Origin of the sequence: Nocardia sp. NPDC059228 (assembly GCF_042754245.1) — a bacterium.
GTDB lineage: Bacteria > Actinomycetota > Actinomycetes > Mycobacteriales > Mycobacteriaceae > Nocardia.
Window position 1 is genome coordinate 18,317 of record NZ_JBHZAL010000006.1, and the last position, 17,622, is coordinate 35,938.

At 67.6% G+C, this 17,622-nt stretch carries 17 protein-coding genes; 10 read left to right on the forward strand and 7 right to left on the reverse strand.

The window, feature by feature from the left end:
* Window positions 1–56 precede the first annotated feature (56 nt).
* On the forward strand, window positions 57–2,306 hold the full coding sequence (locus ACFXKA_RS12260) for a serine/threonine-protein kinase (protein ID WP_379427237.1): 2,250 nt from the start codon (window positions 57–59) through the stop codon (window positions 2,304–2,306).
* On the opposite strand, the gene ACFXKA_RS12265 is transcribed toward ACFXKA_RS12260, so the two are convergent.
* Together ACFXKA_RS12265 and ACFXKA_RS12270 are read right to left on the reverse strand one after the other, a co-directional pair.
* Window positions 2,272–2,721, reverse strand: a complete 450-nt coding sequence (locus ACFXKA_RS12265; protein ID WP_379427238.1) for a TetR/AcrR family transcriptional regulator C-terminal domain-containing protein — start codon at window positions 2,719–2,721, stop codon at window positions 2,272–2,274. The genes ACFXKA_RS12260 and ACFXKA_RS12265 overlap by 35 nt on opposite strands.
* A complete protein-coding gene (locus tag ACFXKA_RS12270; RefSeq protein WP_379427239.1) occupies window positions 2,718–3,641 on the reverse strand; it encodes an alpha/beta fold hydrolase in 924 nt (307 codons plus the stop codon). Before ACFXKA_RS12270 ends, ACFXKA_RS12265 begins: the two co-directional genes overlap by 4 nt.
* A 37-nt stretch (window positions 3,642–3,678) precedes the next feature.
* On the opposite strand from ACFXKA_RS12270, the gene ACFXKA_RS12275 reads away from it, so the two are divergent.
* The 4 genes from ACFXKA_RS12275 to ACFXKA_RS12290 all read left to right on the forward strand — a co-directional run bounded on the left by ACFXKA_RS12275 (window position 3,679) and on the right by ACFXKA_RS12290 (window position 7,534).
* The gene (locus ACFXKA_RS12275; RefSeq protein ID WP_379427240.1) at window positions 3,679–4,212 is read left to right on the forward strand and encodes a winged helix-turn-helix transcriptional regulator; all 534 of its coding nucleotides are present in this window, start codon (window positions 3,679–3,681) and stop codon (window positions 4,210–4,212) included.
* A gap of 134 nt (window positions 4,213–4,346) precedes the next feature.
* Window positions 4,347–4,778, forward strand: a complete 432-nt coding sequence (locus ACFXKA_RS12280) for a CBS domain-containing protein (RefSeq protein WP_379427241.1) — start codon at window positions 4,347–4,349, stop codon at window positions 4,776–4,778.
* Between the two features lie 263 nt (window positions 4,779–5,041).
* A complete protein-coding gene (gene phoU / locus ACFXKA_RS12285) occupies window positions 5,042–5,746 on the forward strand; it encodes a phosphate signaling complex protein PhoU (protein ID WP_379427242.1) in 705 nt (234 codons plus the stop codon).
* A gap of 426 nt (window positions 5,747–6,172) precedes the next feature.
* Complete coding sequence (locus ACFXKA_RS12290) at window positions 6,173–7,534, forward strand: flavin monoamine oxidase family protein (RefSeq protein ID WP_379427243.1); 1,362 nt, start codon at window positions 6,173–6,175, stop codon at window positions 7,532–7,534.
* Between the two features lie 150 nt (window positions 7,535–7,684).
* Here the strand turns inward: ACFXKA_RS12290 and ACFXKA_RS12295 are convergent, their stop codons facing one another.
* The 3 genes from ACFXKA_RS12295 to ACFXKA_RS12305 all read right to left on the reverse strand — a co-directional run bounded on the left by ACFXKA_RS12295 (window position 7,685) and on the right by ACFXKA_RS12305 (window position 9,247).
* The gene (locus ACFXKA_RS12295) at window positions 7,685–8,413 is read right to left on the reverse strand and encodes an SDR family oxidoreductase (protein ID WP_379427244.1); all 729 of its coding nucleotides are present in this window, start codon (window positions 8,411–8,413) and stop codon (window positions 7,685–7,687) included.
* Window positions 8,414–8,507: 94 nt separating this feature from the next.
* Window positions 8,508–8,951 carry a hypothetical protein gene (locus ACFXKA_RS12300; RefSeq protein WP_379427245.1) on the reverse strand — a complete coding sequence of 148 codons (444 nt, stop codon included), beginning with the start codon at window positions 8,949–8,951 and terminating at the stop codon, window positions 8,508–8,510.
* A gap of 113 nt (window positions 8,952–9,064) precedes the next feature.
* Window positions 9,065–9,247, reverse strand: coding sequence for a hypothetical protein (locus ACFXKA_RS12305; protein WP_379427246.1), 183 nt, complete (start codon window positions 9,245–9,247; stop codon window positions 9,065–9,067).
* 148 nt (window positions 9,248–9,395) lie between these two features.
* On the opposite strand from ACFXKA_RS12305, the gene ACFXKA_RS12310 reads away from it, so the two are divergent.
* A complete protein-coding gene (locus tag ACFXKA_RS12310) occupies window positions 9,396–9,992 on the forward strand; it encodes a TetR/AcrR family transcriptional regulator (protein ID WP_354833544.1) in 597 nt (198 codons plus the stop codon).
* On the opposite strand, the gene ACFXKA_RS12315 is transcribed toward ACFXKA_RS12310, so the two are convergent.
* Window positions 9,993–10,823 carry a hypothetical protein gene (locus ACFXKA_RS12315; protein WP_379427247.1) on the reverse strand — a complete coding sequence of 277 codons (831 nt, stop codon included), beginning with the start codon at window positions 10,821–10,823 and terminating at the stop codon, window positions 9,993–9,995.
* Between the two features lie 153 nt (window positions 10,824–10,976).
* On the opposite strand from ACFXKA_RS12315, the gene ACFXKA_RS12320 reads away from it, so the two are divergent.
* From ACFXKA_RS12320 to ACFXKA_RS12330, 3 genes are all read left to right on the forward strand, one after another.
* Complete coding sequence (locus ACFXKA_RS12320; protein ID WP_379427248.1) at window positions 10,977–11,474, forward strand: nucleoside deaminase; 498 nt, start codon at window positions 10,977–10,979, stop codon at window positions 11,472–11,474.
* A 306-nt stretch (window positions 11,475–11,780) separates the two neighbouring features.
* Window positions 11,781–12,467, forward strand: a complete 687-nt coding sequence (locus ACFXKA_RS12325) for a GNAT family N-acetyltransferase (RefSeq protein ID WP_379427249.1) — start codon at window positions 11,781–11,783, stop codon at window positions 12,465–12,467.
* Between the two features lie 195 nt (window positions 12,468–12,662).
* Window positions 12,663–13,187 (forward strand): hypothetical protein, encoded by a 525-nt coding sequence (locus ACFXKA_RS12330; RefSeq protein ID WP_379427250.1) that lies wholly within the window; start codon window positions 12,663–12,665, stop codon window positions 13,185–13,187.
* 5 nt (window positions 13,188–13,192) lie between these two features.
* Here the strand turns inward: ACFXKA_RS12330 and ACFXKA_RS12335 are convergent, their stop codons facing one another.
* Entirely contained in the window at window positions 13,193–13,669 is a 477-nt protein-coding gene (locus ACFXKA_RS12335; RefSeq protein WP_354833554.1) for a hypothetical protein, read from the reverse strand.
* A gap of 148 nt (window positions 13,670–13,817) precedes the next feature.
* On the opposite strand from ACFXKA_RS12335, the gene ACFXKA_RS12340 reads away from it, so the two are divergent.
* Entirely contained in the window at window positions 13,818–17,585 is a 3,768-nt protein-coding gene (locus ACFXKA_RS12340; RefSeq protein ID WP_379427252.1) for a BTAD domain-containing putative transcriptional regulator, read from the forward strand.
* Window positions 17,586–17,622: the final 37 nt, after the last annotated feature.

The following is a 17,622-nucleotide window of genomic DNA, read 5'->3' on the forward strand; positions in this document are numbered from 1 at the left end:
GGGATCCAATACCCCTTGTTGGGGAGGCGGGATCAACCGCTTCGAGGCGAGCGACGATGGATAAGGACCTCGGCGCGAGCGCATTCGACCCCGGTGCCGCCCGCGCGACTGCAACGCAGACCGCGTTGACGACTCTGGTTGCCCAGTTCGCCGAGGACTGGCATTCATCGAGCGAACCACCTGATCTGTCGATCCACCTGCCGGTCGAGCCGGCGCTGCGGCGGACCACGTTGATCGAACTGATCAAAGTGGATCTGCACGAACGGTGGCGGCGCAGCGACGACGCGCTGCGCCTTGCCGATTATCGCGAACAGTTCCCGGAACTGGGCACTGCCCCGCTGCCGCCGGATCTCATCTACGAGGAGATCAGTGCCCGCAGCTGTCGCAACGACATCGACCTCACCGAGTACGAACACGACTATCCGGCCCAAATGGCCCGCATCGCCGAGACTTTCAATGTCGGCGGCGTGCGCAGCACGCTGCTGGCCGACCCCACGGCAGTCGATGCTCTCGACTCCATCAACACGGGCACATCCCTCGACGATTTCGATCTGCTGCTGCCGCTGGGCAGCGGCGCGTTCGCGCGCGTATTCCTGGCTCGGCAGCGATCGCTGAGCCGACTGGTAGCTGTGAAGATCTCCCGCGACCACGGCGCCGAACCGCAGACGCTGGCCCAGCTCGACCACGACCATATCGTCCGCGTCTTCGATCAGCGTCAGATCACTGAACAGCATCTGAAGTTGATGTACATGCAGTACGTGCCCGGCGGCACCCTGCTGGGCGTGCTGCGACTGCTGCGGCGCACTCCACCGGCCGGACGCAGTGGCAAGCTGCTGCTGGCGGCCATCGACGCCGCCACCACGACCACGGGCGTGCTCGCGCCGCAGCCCTCGCCCGCACGCGCGGAACTGGAACAGCTCACCTGGCCGGAAACCGTGGCCTGGCTGGGCGCCCGGCTGGCCGCCGCGCTCGACTACGCCAATCGCCACGGTGTGCTGCACCGCGACATCAAACCCGCAAATGTGCTGTTGACCGCCGACGGTCAGCCCAAGCTGGCCGATTTCAACATCAGCTTCAGCCGGCATCTGCCCGGTGCGAATCCCGTCGCGTACTTCGGCGGCTCCCTGCGCTACATGTCCCCCGAACAGCTCGAGGCCTGCCACCCCAACGTGGCCACCACTGCCGCCGATCTGGACACCCGCAGCGACCTCTACGCACTGGCGGTGGTCCTGTGGGAACTGCTCACCGGACTGCGACCGTTCGACGACGGAGACCGGGCCGGCGAATCGGAGCAATCGCTGCAGGCGATGATCGATCGCCGCCGCCGGCCCGTCGACGCGACTCTGGAGGCCGAGCTGCCCCCTGACTGCCCGGCCCTACTGCGTCACGCACTGCTCACCTGCCTTGCGCCCGACCCCGCCGACCGCTACCCCAGCGGTGCCGAGCTGGCCCAGCGGCTCGAATTGAGCCAGGACCGGGCCGCCCGTGACCTGGTCGACCCACCCGCACACACCCTGCGGGCACGGCTGCGCATGCGGCCGATTCCGGTGGTGCTTCCAACAGGCATGTTCGGCCAGGTCGCGGCCGGACTGTACCTTTCGGCGCACAATGTCCGGCTGATCCAACTCGAACTGGGCTCCGAGGCTGCCGGGCGGCTGACCCACCTGGGTTACGTGGTGATCGCGATCTCCTATCCGATCGCCATCGCCGGACTGCTGTACTGGTGTCGCAACGTCTTCTTGGTGCCCGACGGTCTGCGCCGCGGCAAACAATTCGACGAGACCACCCTCGCCCGTGCGCGCGCCGAAGCCCTCGCCTGCGGCGACCGGATCGCGGCAGTCGCGTTCAGCGGATGGATCCTGGCCATGGGCATCTTCCTGGTGAAACTGCTGTCACTGGGGCCGCTGCCGGGCGGGCTGCTGGCTAATCTGATCGCCTCGAGCCTCGTCGCAGCCACGGTAGCGGTCGTGTACACGTACTTTCCGGCCACCTTCTTCGTGCTGCGCTGGTACTACCCGGGTTTGGTCGCCGCCGGGCACTTGTCCCCCGACGACGCCACCCGGCTGCATCGGCTGATCCAACGCAGCCGTGTGTACCTCGGTGTGGCGGCATCGGTTCCGCTGATCGGCGTGCCGTCAGGGCTGATGTTCTTGACTCCGCAACAGCAGCACACGGTGATCGGCTCGATGGTAGCCCTCTGTGTCGGTGGGCTTATCGCCTTCGCCGTCGCCCTGCGCACCTTCTACGCCCTGCAATCGGATCTGACGGCTCTCAATCGCATCGTGAATCCCCATTCTCACGCCTGACGGATGGATGGCCATACAACCGAGATCGGCTGATCTCGAGCCGGTGTGAAGGACATTCACATGCGACCAGCGGCGCGCTGGCGTAGGCGGGAGCCGCCGCCGTACTACCACTTTCGGTACTGACGTATCCCGCGTTCCTACAGCCACCTGGCATGTCGATGGTGACAGCGCATCGGCGGGAGCGTTCTTCGATGAGCTGGGCCAGACCATCGAGCACTCGCGCCAGGCCGAATTCGTAGGCGCTGTCGTGATTTTGGCCGACGGCGGTGCCGACGTCGGCGGACAACGGATATTGCTCCGGGTCGAAGACCGATTCCAGGACCGGGGCGGCGCGCTGCCACCACTCGTGTTCGGACGTGTTGCTGTCGGCGGCGGCCCGCTGGGTGTCGATGGCGATGCGGGCGACGGAGTTCACGAAACCGAGGTCGTGTCGAGGAACAGTTTCAGCAGCGCGGTGATAGTGGCCGGATTGTCCTCGAGGCTGTAGTGGCCGGTGTCGGGGAGCTCGTTGACCTGGCCGTTGGGGAAGGCTGCCCGGAACAGCGGTAGGAAATGGTCGGCGGCGAGGGTGTCGTCGGCCATTCCCCAGATGGCCAGTGCTGGGCAGGATTTCAGATGTTCACGGGCGTGGTCGGAGGGAGTCTCGAAGGTGTGGGCGCCTTGCGCGAAGCCCTCGGCCCAGCCGAGAGCTCCGAGCGTGTCCGCGGCTGTCGGGAACGGGGAGCCGTAGGCGCGCAGCCAGGTCGGTGTGATGATCGAATTGTTCTGGAAGCCATTGAGTTTCAAGGTACTCAGGATGTTGTAGCCGAGCTGTCCCAGCGTGCTGCGCAGACTGTCGCGGTCGTGGGCCTCGGCGATCCAGCGGAACCATGGCGACCGGGACGCGTTGGCGGTGAGGGTGTCGAGGAGATCGGGTTGGCCGAAGGGTGTCGGCCCATTGACGCTGACGACGCGGGCGATGAGTTCCGGATGTCGGGATGCGAGGCCCATACCGACAGGGCCGCCGAAATCGTGCATGACGAGTGTGATGTCGCGCAGTCCGAGCTCGAGGACGAGGGCTTCGAGATTGTCGATGTGGTCCTGCAGTAGGTAGGAACGGTCGGCCGGGGTCGCGCTCTTGCCGAAACCCATGTGATCGGGCACGACCACGCGATGCCCGGGCGCGAGCGCGGTGATGACGTGGCGGAACAGGTAACCCCAGGTTGGCTCGCCGTGCAGGCACAGGATCACCGGACCGGATCCCTCGTCCACGTAGTGCATGCGGAACCCTGTCGTGGCGGTGAAATGCGGTGGGAAGGGAAAGGTTTCGTCGAAGGTTTCGGCGGCGGGGATCATCGGGTAAAGCCCTCCATGGTTTTGATTTGAAACCATCATGGACGGTGATGGTCTCGATTTGCAACCATGGAGGATGTGGGGCACCGAGACACTTCGAGCCGGGAGGATCATGAGCCGCGCAATGCCGCAGAGCGACTGGACGGATCCCGCGTGCCCGATCGCACGCACCATCGATTTGGTCGGCGACAGATGGTCGCTGTTGATCCTTCGCGATGCCTTCGACGGCAAACGGCGCTTCGGCGAGTTCCAGCGTAGCCTCGGCATCGCCAAGAACATCCTCAGTGCTCGCCTGCGCGGGCTGACCGACGCCGGGATACTCCGTGCCGAACCCGCCTCCGACGGAAGCCGATTCGAGGGATACGTCCTCACCGATCGCGGCCGCGACCTGTTCGACCTGATCCTCGGGCTCGGTCAGTGGGGGCGCGATCACGCCTTCTCGCCCGGCGAGCGGCATTCGGAACTGGTCGACATCGACTCCGGTGAGCCACTGCCGAGGCTGGCAGTCATGACGCCCGAGGGACGACGGGTTGCTCCTGATCGCGTGCGGGTACGCAGACCCGATCAGTGTTGACCAGGTCCTACGCGAACTTCGTCGAATCAGCGGTCAGCGGCAGGACTGGACATTCAGCGATCGATTCTGCTGCGCCGTTGACCACGACGTCGTTACCGTTGGAGAGGTCCGTAGCTCCCTATCTGGAGGTGACCATGACTACCGCTCGCGACATCATGCACCCGGGTGCGCATTGGATGACCAGCACAGACACCGTTCAGCGCGCGGCGCAGGTAATGCGCCAACTAGGCGTTGGAGCCTTGCCGATCGGCGACAAGAACGAGCGCATGATCGGAATCATCACAGACCGCGACATTGTCGTGAAATGCACTGCCGACGGCCGTGATCCAGCGAAGATGTCTTGCGCCGAGCTGTGCGAGGGCACGCCACGCTGGATCGATGCCGATGCCGACGTGCAGGATGTACTGCACGAGATGGTGAGCCATCGAATCCGGCGACTGCCCGTGATCGAGAACAAGAGGATGGTCGGCATGATCAGCGAGGCTGATCTGGCCAGGCATCTGCCTGACAATCAACTCGCCGAATTTGCCGGACACATCTACTCAGCGTCCCCCGGGCAGCGCTGAAGTACGCCGGCAAGTCAGTGTGGTCTCAACGGGTCGGACACACGCAGGCCCGTTGAGACCACAGGCATCTTCGTGCGTTGCCCGGTGGCCGCACTGCCTGCGGTTGGTCAGCCGCCCCGACCATTGATTTCCCTAGGGTCCGCGTTGTCCGGTTGGATCCGCGCGGTATGCGGTATGTCCGGTGGGGTGCGCGGTTCGTGTCGGCGGGCAGTGGAGACATTCACCGAGCCCGGTCGTCAGCTTATTTCTGCTGGTCAGCGCAATTGTCGTGGTTCGACGAAGATGGAGCCATGCGGACTGAGTATCACGCGAATCTCGCTCGTCTCGCCACCCTGCTCGTGTCGATGAGTCTGCGTGATCGCGACGCGGTGGCGTCGGCGACGAACGCGTTGCTCAACGCTGACATCGAACAGGCCGAGCGCGCTATCGACGTGTGCGCGGAGATCGAGACCATGCGTGATCACTGTGAACAGGCCGCCGTCGATCTTCTGGCCCGGCAAGCCCCGGTGGCCAGTGAACTGCGCCAGGTCGTGACCGCCCTCCAGCTCGTCGGCGACCTCGCCCGCATGGGCACCCTGGCGAGCCACATCGCCAGAACCGCCCGGCGCCGGCACCCCGGCCATGCCGTCCCGGACTCGGTCCGCCCGATTGTCGCGAGCATGGGTGCGGCTGCGGTTGCCATAGTCACCAGCGCCGCAGCGGTTTTGGAGTCCCGCGATCCTGAAGACGCCGCGCGACTCGATCAGCAGGACGACGTGATGGACGAACTGCACCGCGAACTGTTCGCCAGGGTGCTCGGTCCGGACTGGCGCGACGGGGTCACTGCCGCTGTCGATCTCGCTCTGCTCGCCCGCTACTACGAGCGGTTCGCCGATCACGCCGTGCAAGTCGGACGCCGCACCATCTTTCTGGCCACCGGCGAAAACCCACAGACCTGGCTCGCCGATCGGCAATCACTCGACACCTGACCGAGCGCGAGACCTCTGACACGGAATGCTTGTCCAACATCGCACAATTGGCAGAAGAGGATGTCCTGGGCCGCAGTCGGTCTCGCTGCCGGCCACGTCCACTCTGGCCGATTCGAACCGCGCGGGATGCGGCATTATCGTGCGTTCGCGGCTTGAAGATTGTCGCGGTAGCAGTGGAAGCCCGTGCCGTGCTCCGGCCTGCTCAACTCTGTTCAACTGCGATCGGCGAATGTTGATGTCCCGGCAAGCTCATGCGCGATTGTCATGACCTTCGTTGGCCCGATCCGCCTATGTAGTTTGCTATAGAATTGCTGACTTGGGTGTGGGTCTGATCGGAGGCGGTTCGCATCCGTGAAGTCGTGGGTGCGGGCAGCGCCGTGGCCCAGCCGTGGCCAGGAGCACTTCGAGACGAAGGCGGTTCTCTCGATGACGGACTTCGACTATTGCGTGATCGGTGGCGGATTCGCGGGATTGACGGCTGCGTTGCGGCTGAAGCAGGCGGAGCGATCGGTGGTGGTGCTGGAAGCCCGCGACCGGCTCGGCGGGCGCACATTCACCGAGGTGCGCGCGGACGGTTGCTGGATCGACCGCGGTGGTGCCTGGATAGGGCCGGGACAGGACCGCATCCGGGCCTTGATGAACGAGTTCGGGGTACGGAGTTACCAGCAGTACACCGACGGTGAGGCCATGATGGTCGTCGACGGCAAGCAGTACCGCTACAGCGGCACGATCCCGTGGACGATGAGCCCCTGGGCGTCGATGAATCTCGGCGCGAGCTTTGTCGAGCTGGGGCACATGTGCAAGTCGATCCCGCTCGAGGCGCCGTGGGAGGCGAAGAAGGCCGACAAGTGGGATCGGATGAGCCTGGCGCAGTGGCTGGATCGCACCGTCTGGTCCAAGCCCGCCCACGATCTGCTCGAGACCGCCATCGCGGGCAGTTACACCTCGGCCGCCTCGGAAGTGTCGATGCTTTTCGCACTGCATCAGATGGCATCGGGAGGTGGGCCCAACTTCGTATTCGGCGTCAAGGGCGGCGCCCAGGACGCCCGGCCGATCGGGGGCATGGGTGCGATCTACGGGCCGATGGCGGCCCAGCTCGGCGACTCGATCCACCTGTCGCAGCCGGTGCGCAGTATCGAGCAGGACGCCGCCGGGGTGAGTGTGCATGCGGATGGATCGACGGTGCGCGCCCGTCGGGCGATCGTGGCCGTCCCTCTGGCGATCGCCGGTCAGATCCGGTACGAGCCGATGTTGCCGGTCGATCGCTCGCTCCTGCATCAGCGGGTGCCCAGTGGCTCGGTCATCAAGATTTCCGTCCTGTACGACGAGCCGTTCTGGCGGCGCGACGGATTGTCGGGTCAGTCGGCCGCGCCGGGATCGCCGGCCACCGTCACCATCGACGGCTCTACCGACGCCGGGCGGCCCGGGGTCCTGTGCGTCATTTCCGAGGGGCCCATCGCACGGCAGATCGGTCGGCTCGATCCCGCCGAACGCAGGACGGCGATACTCCACGAATTGGTCACGCGATTCGGCGAAAAAGCCGGTGTCCCGGTCGACTACATCGAGCAGGACTGGAGTTCCGAGCGCTATTCCGGTGGCGGGATGCTCAGTCACACGCCGACCGGTGTGCTCACCCAGTTCGGCCGTACGCTGCGCGAACCGTGCGGCCGTATCCACTGGGCCGGAACCGAGAGCTCGGCCGTCATGTGCGGTTGGGTCGACGGAGCCATTCGCTCGGGTGAACGCGCCGCGAGCGAAGTGCTGCAGCACGAACTCGCCGCGGTCTGAGGCCGGCCGACCGGAAGCTCTTGTGCGGCACAGGCGTTCCCGCGTTCGCCGGCCACAGCGTCGACCCCAACTGTGCCGCAGCGGGCGCGGTCGGTCACGGGTAGTTTGCTACCTGATCCGCTGGGTGTTGCTGTTCGTCGCGTACGTGAGTCAGGAGAGCCAGTCGGCGTAGTGGGTGGGGGCGAGTTGGGCGTTTTCATCGGTGAGGACGTCGCCTTTGACCACGGCGAACATGCCGGCGGTGGGGTCGGTGACTACGGTTCGGCTGTCGCCTTTGCGGGCCAGGGTGATTCGGCCCAGTTCGTCGAGGGGGAAGATGTCGGGTCCGGCGATGTGGCGGGCGCCGTTCAGCGGGGCGCCGGTCGCGACTTCTGCCACCGCGGCGGCGACGTCCTTCGCGGCGATCGGCTGGATCGGTGTCGTGGGCAGTCGGACGGTGTCGCCGTCGGTGGTCCATGACAGCACGGCGTCGATGAACTCCATGAACTGTGTGGCCCGGACGATGGAATAGGGGATCGACCCGGCCGCCAGGATGTTCTCCTGCAGCACTTTTGCCCGGTAGTAGTCCAGGTCCTGTACCTGGTCCGCGCCGATGATCGACAGGATGACGAAATGGCCCACGCCCTGGCTGCGGGCAGCGGTCAGGAGGTTGTCCATGGAGGTCTGGAAGAAGGCCGGAGAGGCCTCGTCGAAGGTCGGGGAATTGGTCAGGTTGACGACGACGTCGGCACCGGCCAGGGCTTCGTTCAATCCGTTGCCGCTGATGACGTCGACACCGGTGGAATGCGAGTGCGGTATCGCCTGGTGTCCGGCGGCGTTCAGATCCTCGACGACCTGCGATCCGATCAGTCCGGTGCCGCCGATGACTGCGAGTTTCATGAGATGTCCTTCCGGGCGGTGTATCGACCTGTCTGGTTTCGTGAAACCTGTTGTGGTTCCGCCGAATACGTCTCGACGTCGCCGCTTCCGGCTGCTAGGTGGCGCGGTAGAAGTCGGCCGCGGTGACGGTGACGGGCACCCCGTGTTCGTTGGCTACCGCAGTGATCGCGGTATCGCCGACGGTGAGGTCGGCGCGGCCGTCGGTGGTGAAATACGGCGCGATGAAAGTCTCCCTGGGCGAGGTAACGAGCGAACTGCGCGAGTGCGGCTTTGGCGGTGCCCAGCGCTGCCGGCCCCTGTCGCCAATGTCACTCGCCGCGTACCCGTGATCACGGTGCGACCTCCTTGTGATCCGCTCCTTCGAGCACGATGTCGACGTGACCCGCGGCAAATCGGTGGCGGTGCGGTCGAGTTCGTGTGATGCCGCGAGGCGAGCAGACGCTCCAGCCTGCCGCGGGTAGATCACCGGGCCGCGTTCCACGGTCGTGAAAGGTCGATCCAGCTTCGGAATGCCACTCGGCTCGGATCCGATGTGCATCGGTCGCAGAGGCGTTGTGCGACAGTTTTTTCGGAGACCGGCGAGAAATGGCCGCGTCCGAGCGAGCGGCCCACCGCGCGGTGCGCGGTTGGGCCGTGACCTCGCTCTGCGCGTCAGATGCAGATGTTGAAGGTGATGAAGCCCAGCGGAACGCCGAAGCAGAACGTGACCGAGCCCACGGTGTCGGTGACCGGCACGGGTGCGGGCGGGGCGGCCGATGCGGTGGGAGCGGCCAGCCCGGCGAGCGACATGGCGATGCCGGTCGCGGCGATTATCGAGGCAATTGTGGTCTTCATTTCCGAGCTCCGTTCCTTGGATGAGCGATGGTGGTTCAGACCCCGACCCGGAACAGCTGCCCAATCGATCTTCCGCCGATGATCTCCCGGCGACAACCCCCCGGCCTACACTGCTAACGCCAGTTCGGCTTGTGTTTGTGGAGGTTCAGTGACGGAGGGTGAGGTTCGGCGGCGGCCCGGCGGCAGATCCGCCCGGGTGCGGGAGGCCGTGCTCGAAGCGGCATTGAATGTGCTGGCGGACAAGGGGGTTGGCGAGTTCGCGGTATCGGATGTGGTCGCGTCGTCGGGGGTGCACGAGACGACGATCTATCGGCGTTGGGGCAGCCGGGACGAGCTGATCATCGACACCCTGCTGAGCTACAGCGAGCAGCGGATACCGGTGCCCGATACCGGGGCGATCCGGACCGACCTCTACGCACTGCTCGATGCCGTCGCGGCCTACCTCGGCACGCCGCACGGCCGGGCGCTCAATCAGGCGCTGTCGTTCAGCGGCGGCGAACCGCGGTGGGCGCGCGTGCGGGAGACGTTCTGGACCACGCGGCTCGACCTGACCCGGCCGATCGTCGAGCGCGGCGTCGACCGCGGCGAGCTGCCCGCCGGGACCGACCCGCGGCTGCTGCTCGAAACCTTGATCGCGCCACTGCAATTCCGCACGCTGGTCACCCGGGAACCGATCGACCCGCAACTGTGCGTCCGCCTCGTCGACCTGGTGCTCGACGGTGCGCTCGCCGGTCCGCGGCCGTGATCACCGCATCGGCGACGATCCGGCCGCGACCGGGGCCGCCGCGATCATCCAATTACTGAACTCCGTGGCCAGGTGCCACTGGTGTTCGCGAATCAGCCGGGCGGGAAACACCCCCGGGAACTGCACGGTCAGCAGGGCCTCCATCCCGCCGTCCCGATCCCGGAATTGATGGCGCACACCACCGATGATCAGGCCGTCGTCGAGTACCGCGTGCCCCGCGATCTGGATCGGATAGCCGCGGTCGGCCGGAATGGTCAGCGCGTCCGTCGAGGTGTAATCGACCAGGAATCTGGTGACCGTCGGTGAGCCGCCGGTGGTTTCGACGACTTCCTGCCGGCCATCGGGCAACCCGCGCAGCAGGTAGTGGTCCGGGCACGCGTCGACCATGTCGGCCTCGGCATTGCTCGCGGTCAGGGTGTCGAACCAGGCCGCGAAACGTGCGGCGGAGTAGTTCGGCACTTCGACCCGGACGGCACTGTGCCTGGTCCGGCCCCGGCTCGCCGCGACGCCGATCCGGGCAGCTCGCTCGGAGAACGCCAGCTCCCGCCCGAGCATGGCGTAGATCCCCGCGTGCCCCAGTCGCATCTTCAATGTCGTGAGTGCCGCCCGCTGCCGGTCGAGCGTCGCGTGCCGCAGGTCGGCGGCGGTGCGCGCGGGCGCGAGTTCGGCGAATCCCCGCGGCCCGAGCCGGGTCTCGAATTTCGCGAGCACCGCGCGGGTGCGGCGTGACTCCCATGCCAGTACCCGGTCGCGGGTCATCCTTTCGCCGCCGATGACCACCTGGATCGCGAGGGGATCCGCCGTGCTCCGCTGTTCCTCCACGTCCGCCATGTCGCCTCCCTAAAGCTAGTCAAACTAGCGTTAAGCATGGGTGGCGCGCCTGCTAAAAGCAAGAGGTACCCGCGTTTGTGGCCGCGACCCGCCTCCCGGCCATCTTCGAACCCCTCCGGTGGCGCCGAAGTAGTTGTGTGGCAAGGTGTTCGGGTGGTCGAATCGCTCAGCGAGCGGGATATGGAAAATCTGCTGACGGCTGTCGGCATTGCGCGGCGGTCGCGCGAGCACGGCAATCATCCATTCGGGGCGGTGCTGGCCGAGCCCGGGGGAAGGGTGTTGCTGGAGGCGGAGAACACGGTGATCACCGGGCGTGACGCGACGGGACATGCGGAAACGAATCTGGTGCGGCTGGCGAGCGCCGGCTATGACGCCGAGTTTCTGCGCGGCTGCACGCTTTACACCGGTACCGAACCCTGCGCAATGTGCGCGGGGGCGATCTACTGGGGAAATATCGGGCGGGTGGTTTATGCACTCGGCGAGGACGAGCTCTTGGCCCTGACCGGTGCGGATCCCGAGAACCCGACCATGGCGCTGCCCTGCCGTGCGGTATTCGCCGCCGGTCAGCGCGCACTGTCGGTCATCGGTCCGATCGAGCTCGCGGAGGCCAGGGCGGTACACGACGGTTTCTGGCGGGGAAGACCGGCGTAGTAATACCTTCCACCGCATAGGTATTCGCATTTCCGGCAGCCCGAAAGGGGGTCGCCGGCAGGTAGCGGATGGCCGTGCCGGAAAAGGCTGTAAGACACCTGTGAAATAGCCCGCGCGACGCGCGGTAGAGCGCATGAAATTTACATGCCGCCTGCAGCGCCGTGCGCTGGTGTTCCGCTATCGTTCATCCCACTATCCGATGCTGCTACTGGCGCGCCAGGGCTGGTTCGTCGATTCCGGAGTGTGTGGCCGGGGCGGCCATTGCCTGACGCGAGCCCCCGACCCCTTCCGAAAGATCGAGGGAACGTGCCCGTACCCGTAACTCTGACCGGCCGTCTGGTACGGCTGGAACCCCTTGCGCCGCAGCATGCTTCGGGTATTGCGGAGGCTGCTGCGGGGAATCGCGATGCGTACGCGTTCACGCCTGTCCCACACGGTGTGGACGAGGCGCTGGAATACATCGCTCAGGCCCTTTCCGGGCATGCCGCGGGAACCTCACTGGCCTTCGCCATCATTGCCGTCGCCAGTGGACGGGTGCTGGGCTCGACCCGATTCACCCGTTTCGACTACTGGCAGGGCCCGGTGGTGTGGCCGTTGGTGCACGGCATGCCGACAGGAGATCCCCTGCTCGCAGTGCCCGACGCCGCCGAGATCGGGAACACCTGGCTGTCTCCGCAGGCGCGCGGCGCCGGCATCAATCTGGAGTCCAAGCTGCTGTTGCTGCAGCACGCCTTCGACGTGTGGCGGGTGCGGCGCATCGCCATGCGGGCCGATGTCCGGAATCTGCGGTCCCGCTTGGCGATCGAGCGCCTCGGCGCCACCAGCGACGGAGTGCGCCGGGCGCACTCGCGCGGGCTGGACGGCGAGGTGCGCAGCACCGCCTTCTACTCCATCCTGGACGAGGAGTGGCCGACTGTCCGGGCCACCATCGAGGGTCAGCTGGCGGCGCTGCCGGCCCGAGAGGGCACGCGCAGCCGTCTGGTGGGCGCGTAACCGGGCCGTACGGCAACCGGGTGACCGATCGGATCGACCGTCAGACCGGTCGGTCTGATCGGTGTCCGGAGACTATAATTCCGGGTGTTGCACCGGTCGGGCGTCGAGGAGAGATCTGTCCGAGTCTGGTAACTCGGCGAGCCGGCACGATTCGGATGACGAAGCCAGCAACCCCTCCCGTGTAAGGAGTGGCGCATGACCGACCCCATGCGCACCAAGGTCTGCCTCTGCGACAGTCTGTCCGGATCCCCCGTGCTCAGCCTCTTCCTCGTCCCCGAACCCCGCGTGCCCGGCGCCAGCATCCTGCACCTGGTGGAGCAGACCCCGTTGTCCGCGAGGTCGATTCCGCGCCCCAACGCGCATCTCATCGAGTGGCTGCAGGAGCACGGCTCGCCCGCCATCCGCACCCGCTTCCTCGCCTTAGCGGCCGGGCAGCACGACCCGCACGATGTGCACGCGGTGCTACACGATCACTTCATCGTCGACCCCGGCCCCATCGGCCTGGACATGGACGATCCGGACGAGATGACCCGGCTCGCACTGCTCCCGGAGCACTGGCTCGGCCCGCGGCGCATCGACGACTTCCATGACTACGCCGTGCGCAGCACGATGCTGGCGGTCTATCGGCACTTCGGCGTGGACCGGCGCATACCGCTCATGTACCACGGCTATGCCGAACCCGAGGACGGCTGGTTCGAGGTCCCGGCCGCCGAGGCCTGACCGGGCTAGTCGAACGGCACCACCGTCAGCAGCCACCACGGTCGCTGCGGTGACTGGAACTCGAAGGTCTGCACGTACATCCGGCGTTCCCGGCGGGTCACCGGATCGTTCATCAGCACCGTGCGCTCGCGCGGCTCCGGGGGGACGACGTGGCTGTGCCACAAGCGATCCCAGTCGGGGGAGCGGCGCGCCAGATTGACGATCTCCTCGACCCGGTCCGGCCGCAGGCCGGGGGCGGCGGACCGGAAGGCCGACACCATGACCTGCGCCTCGGCCTCCCAGTCGCCCAGCCGGTAGCGGGCCATGGGTTCCAGCAGGATCGCCGTCATCAGATTCGCGCCCGGACCGGTGCCCGGAAACAGGTTCCGGAAGGGTTCGTTCGCGGCCACCACGTCGTAGCAGCCGTCGTGCAGGCAGGCCGGATGCGGAAGGCTGTGCAGGACCGCGAGATCGGCGTCCGGCGGCGGGGAGGGGTCGAACACCCTAGGCAGTGTGCGGGACAACTCTTCGGAGCGTCTTCGTATCGAGTTAAGCCCCGTCACAAGACTGGGTACTGTCGCAGAATTTCTGTCATATTGAGAGGATCCTGTTTGGTTTTATTCGAAGTGGGTACGGGGGTCGCACTGCGACATGGCGCTCATACGCATCGGGGTGCTGGGCCCACTGCACATCAGCATCGACGGTCAGCGCGTGCCTCCGGGCGCGCCCATGCAGTGCGCGGTGCTGGGACGACTGGTCGCCGCAGGTGGCCGGGTGGTGCCCACCGAACGGCTCATCGACGACCTCTGGCACGGTGACCCGCCCGCCAAAGCCGTTGCCGCGCTGCAGGTGTACATCCACAATCTGCGCCGGGTCTTCGAGCCGGACCGGCCGCGCCGGGCGCACTCGCGCGTCATCGTGTCCGAATCACACGGGTATGCGCTCAATCTCGAGCCGTCCCAAGTGGATTCCTGGCAGTTCGAACAACTGCTGCACGGGCACGAGGCCGCCATGCGCGACCCCGCCGGGCGACCCGACCCGCTGGAGCAGGTGCGGGTGCTGGACGCCGCCCTGGCGTGCTGGCACGGCGGCGCCTTCGAATCCTTCCCCGGAATGCCCTGGGCGGCACAGGAAGCCGCCCGCCTGCAGGCCCTGCGGCTGACCGCCGCCGAACTGCGAGCCCAGGCGGCGCTGGAACTGAACCGGCCCGCCGAGGTGGTGCTGGCGCTGCGGCCCATCCTGGAGGAGCATCCCGGACGCGAGGAATGCGCCCGGCTGCTGGCCGTCGCCCAGTACCGACTGGGACAGTCGCTGGACGCACTCGCCACGGTGCGCCGCAGCCGCGAATTCCTCACCCTGGAATTCGGGGTGGATCCCGGTCCGGGACTGCGGGATCTGGAGACCGCCATCCTCACCCACTCGGTGGACACCGAGACGGTCACCCCGCCCGTACCCGTGCGGCCCGCCGAACCCGAACCGCTGCCCGATCCGGAACCCTTGCCGGACAGCGGATATGCCGCACAGCGCGCCGCCGTGCTGGCCGCCGCCGACGCCGCGTCCGCCGGGCACGTCCGGCTGGTCTGGCTCTCCGGTGAGGCCGGCGCGGGGAAGACCACCCTCGCCGCCGCCCTCACCACACACCTGGGCGACCGCAGCTGGACCACCGTGTTCGGCCGCTGCCCCGAGGTCGAGTCCGCGCCGCCCGCCTGGGCCTGGGCCGAGGTACTCACCGGCCTCGACGCCGCTGACCCCGAAACCTTCACCGCCGCCGATGCTTTCACGCTGGCTCGGCGCGTGGTCCGCTCCTGCCGCGAACGCTCGGCCGGGAGACCGATCGCCATCGTGCTCGAGGACGTGCACGGCGCCGACACCGCCACCCTGCAGGTGCTGCGGCAGGTGGTGAACTGGCTGCGGGACCGCCCGATCCTCATCGTCGCCACCCTGCGCGGCACCGAGGCGGGCGCGGGCGTCCGCGACACCGCCGCCGCCCTGGCCCTGTTCACCGCCGACCGCCTCGAACTCGACGGCCTCGACATGGCGGGCACCCGTCGCGCCGCGGCCGCCGCCGGGCTCGCCGCCCCCGACGACCGCACCGTGGAACTGCTACGCCGCCGCACCGGCGGCAACCCGCTGTTCGTGCGCGAACTCGCCAAACTCGTTGCCACCCAGGGCACCACCGACGGCCTGCCCGACAGTGTGCGCGACCTGCTGGGCCGGCGCATCGGTCAGCTGCCCGCCGACGTCGTGGACCTGCTGCGCCACCTCTCGGTCTGGGGCGAGGACAGCGACATCACCACCCTCGCCGCCTCCGCCGGCCGCCCCGCCGACACCGTCATCGACCTGATCGCCACCGCCGAATCCGCGCGCCTGCTACGCACTGACCGGGCCGGCCGCGTCACCTTCGACCACGCCCTGGTCCGCGAAACCGTCTACTACGACCTCCCCACCCTGCGCCGCACCCGAATGCACTGGGCCGCCTTCGAATACCTGCGCAGCGACCCGGAACCGGGACCGGCAGTGCCGGGCTCGACCCGCGCGGTGGTCGCGCCGGGCCAGGACGAGCGCCGATCCGACGCCCAGGCCGGGACGGAAGTCCTTCCGGGCATGGGGAATCGAGTGCTCAGCGCGCTGTGGGGAGCCGATCACCTGGTCGCGGCGCTCCTCGGGTCGCCACGGCCCAGGGCTGCGCGTCGCACCGACCGGACGCTCGCGGCCCTCCGCGGGGCCGACGAGGTGGCCACGGACTCGTCGACCGGGGAGACGGAACCGGACGCCGCGAGCATCGCGGACCCCGGCACGGCGGCACCGCCCGGCCGTAGCCGAATCACCGAGTTTGCTTACGCCGGAACAAGTTCCGCGCACGATGCGGTATACGTACCGCGCGGGCGGGACATCGACGCGCTGGCACATCACGCGGCGCTGGGGGCGGATGCCGAAACCGCCACGGTGGCTCTGCCATACGTGCGCGCGGCGGCGCGGCGGTGCGTGGAGCGGCGGATGCGCGCCGATGCCGTGCGGCGCTGGCGATCTGTACTCGCGCTGCACGATCTGGCCGGGCACACCGGCGCGGGAGCCGCGCGCGCGGATCGGCTCGCGGTGCTCGAGGCGCGCTGCGAGCTGGTGGTGGCACTGGCCTACGACGGGCAGCACATCGCCGCGCGGGCGGCCCGCGAGCAGGCGCTCGATCTGGCCGAATCACTCGGCGGCACAGCGTCATCGCCGGACGGGACGGAGTTGCTCGCGCACGCGGTCACCTGCTGGCCGACGCCGCTCATCTGGTCGGTGCACGACTGGCACACCCCGGACCCGCGCATTCGCGAACCGCTGCGCCTGGCCTGTGCCGATACCGGGCTGCCGGTGCGCACGCGAATTCTGTTGCATGTCACCGCCGTTTTCGATCGCGCCGTCGAGGAACCCTCGGCGGCCCGCATCCTGGCCGGTTCGGCCATGGCCCTGGCCGAACCGCTCGACGACCCGGACCTGCTGTGCACGGTGCTCAACGCGCAGGCGTTCGCGGCTTTCGCGGCGGGCGGCTTCCTGCGCGCCCACGACCTCGAACGGTATGCGACCCGGCTGCTCGAGGTGTCCACCGCGGCCGAACTCACCGAATTCCGCGCGCTCGCACACTATCTGCTGTTCCGCGCCACCCTGGCCGACGCCGACCTGGTGGCCGCCGCCGAACACGCCGGGCGGGCCGGCGAATACGCCACCGACGGACAGCTGCGGCACCTGCTGGACGCCATCGCGCCCTTCGGGATGGTGCTGGAACTGTTGCGCGGCAATACCGATGAGGTGCTGCGCCTGCTCGGCGAGGGCTCCGGTGAACTGGACCACCTGGTGGCGCACTCCGGCGAGGGCGCGGCCGAACCGACCCGCGACGGCAATGCGCTGCACGTCGGCATCGCCGTCTCCATCGGCTGGCTGCGCAACGACATGTCCGTCTACCTGAACGATCTGCGCGAGCGCACCGCCCTCAAACCGGAGCTGTTCATCCACGGTTACGCACTGGCCCTGGTGCATTCGGGCCGCCCGGAGGAGGCCCGTCGCGTGCTGGCCGCCGCACCTCCACTGGCCCCGCAGTTCTGGTCCACCTTCACCGGAGTGAAGGCCCGCCTCGCCATCGCCCTCGAGGATCCGGTCATGGCGCTGGGCGTGTACCAGCAGCTGCTGCCGTACTCGGGCACCGTCTGCGGTCTGGAGACCGGCGCCTCGGTGCTCGGGCCCATGGATTGCATCCTCGCCGAGCTGGCCACCTACCTCGACGACCACGAGCGGGCCGCCGGTCACCGCGCCGCCGCCGAGGAACTGCAGGACAGACTGCAATCCGAGCTGGCCGAACTCGCACCCCGGGGCGTCGGGCTCATGCAGGCCGGCCGCCTCGGACCGATGGGCCGCAGCCGGCTGGTGCGCCGACCCTGAGGGAACTCCGCGGCCGGGTGGAACGTCCTTACCGGTA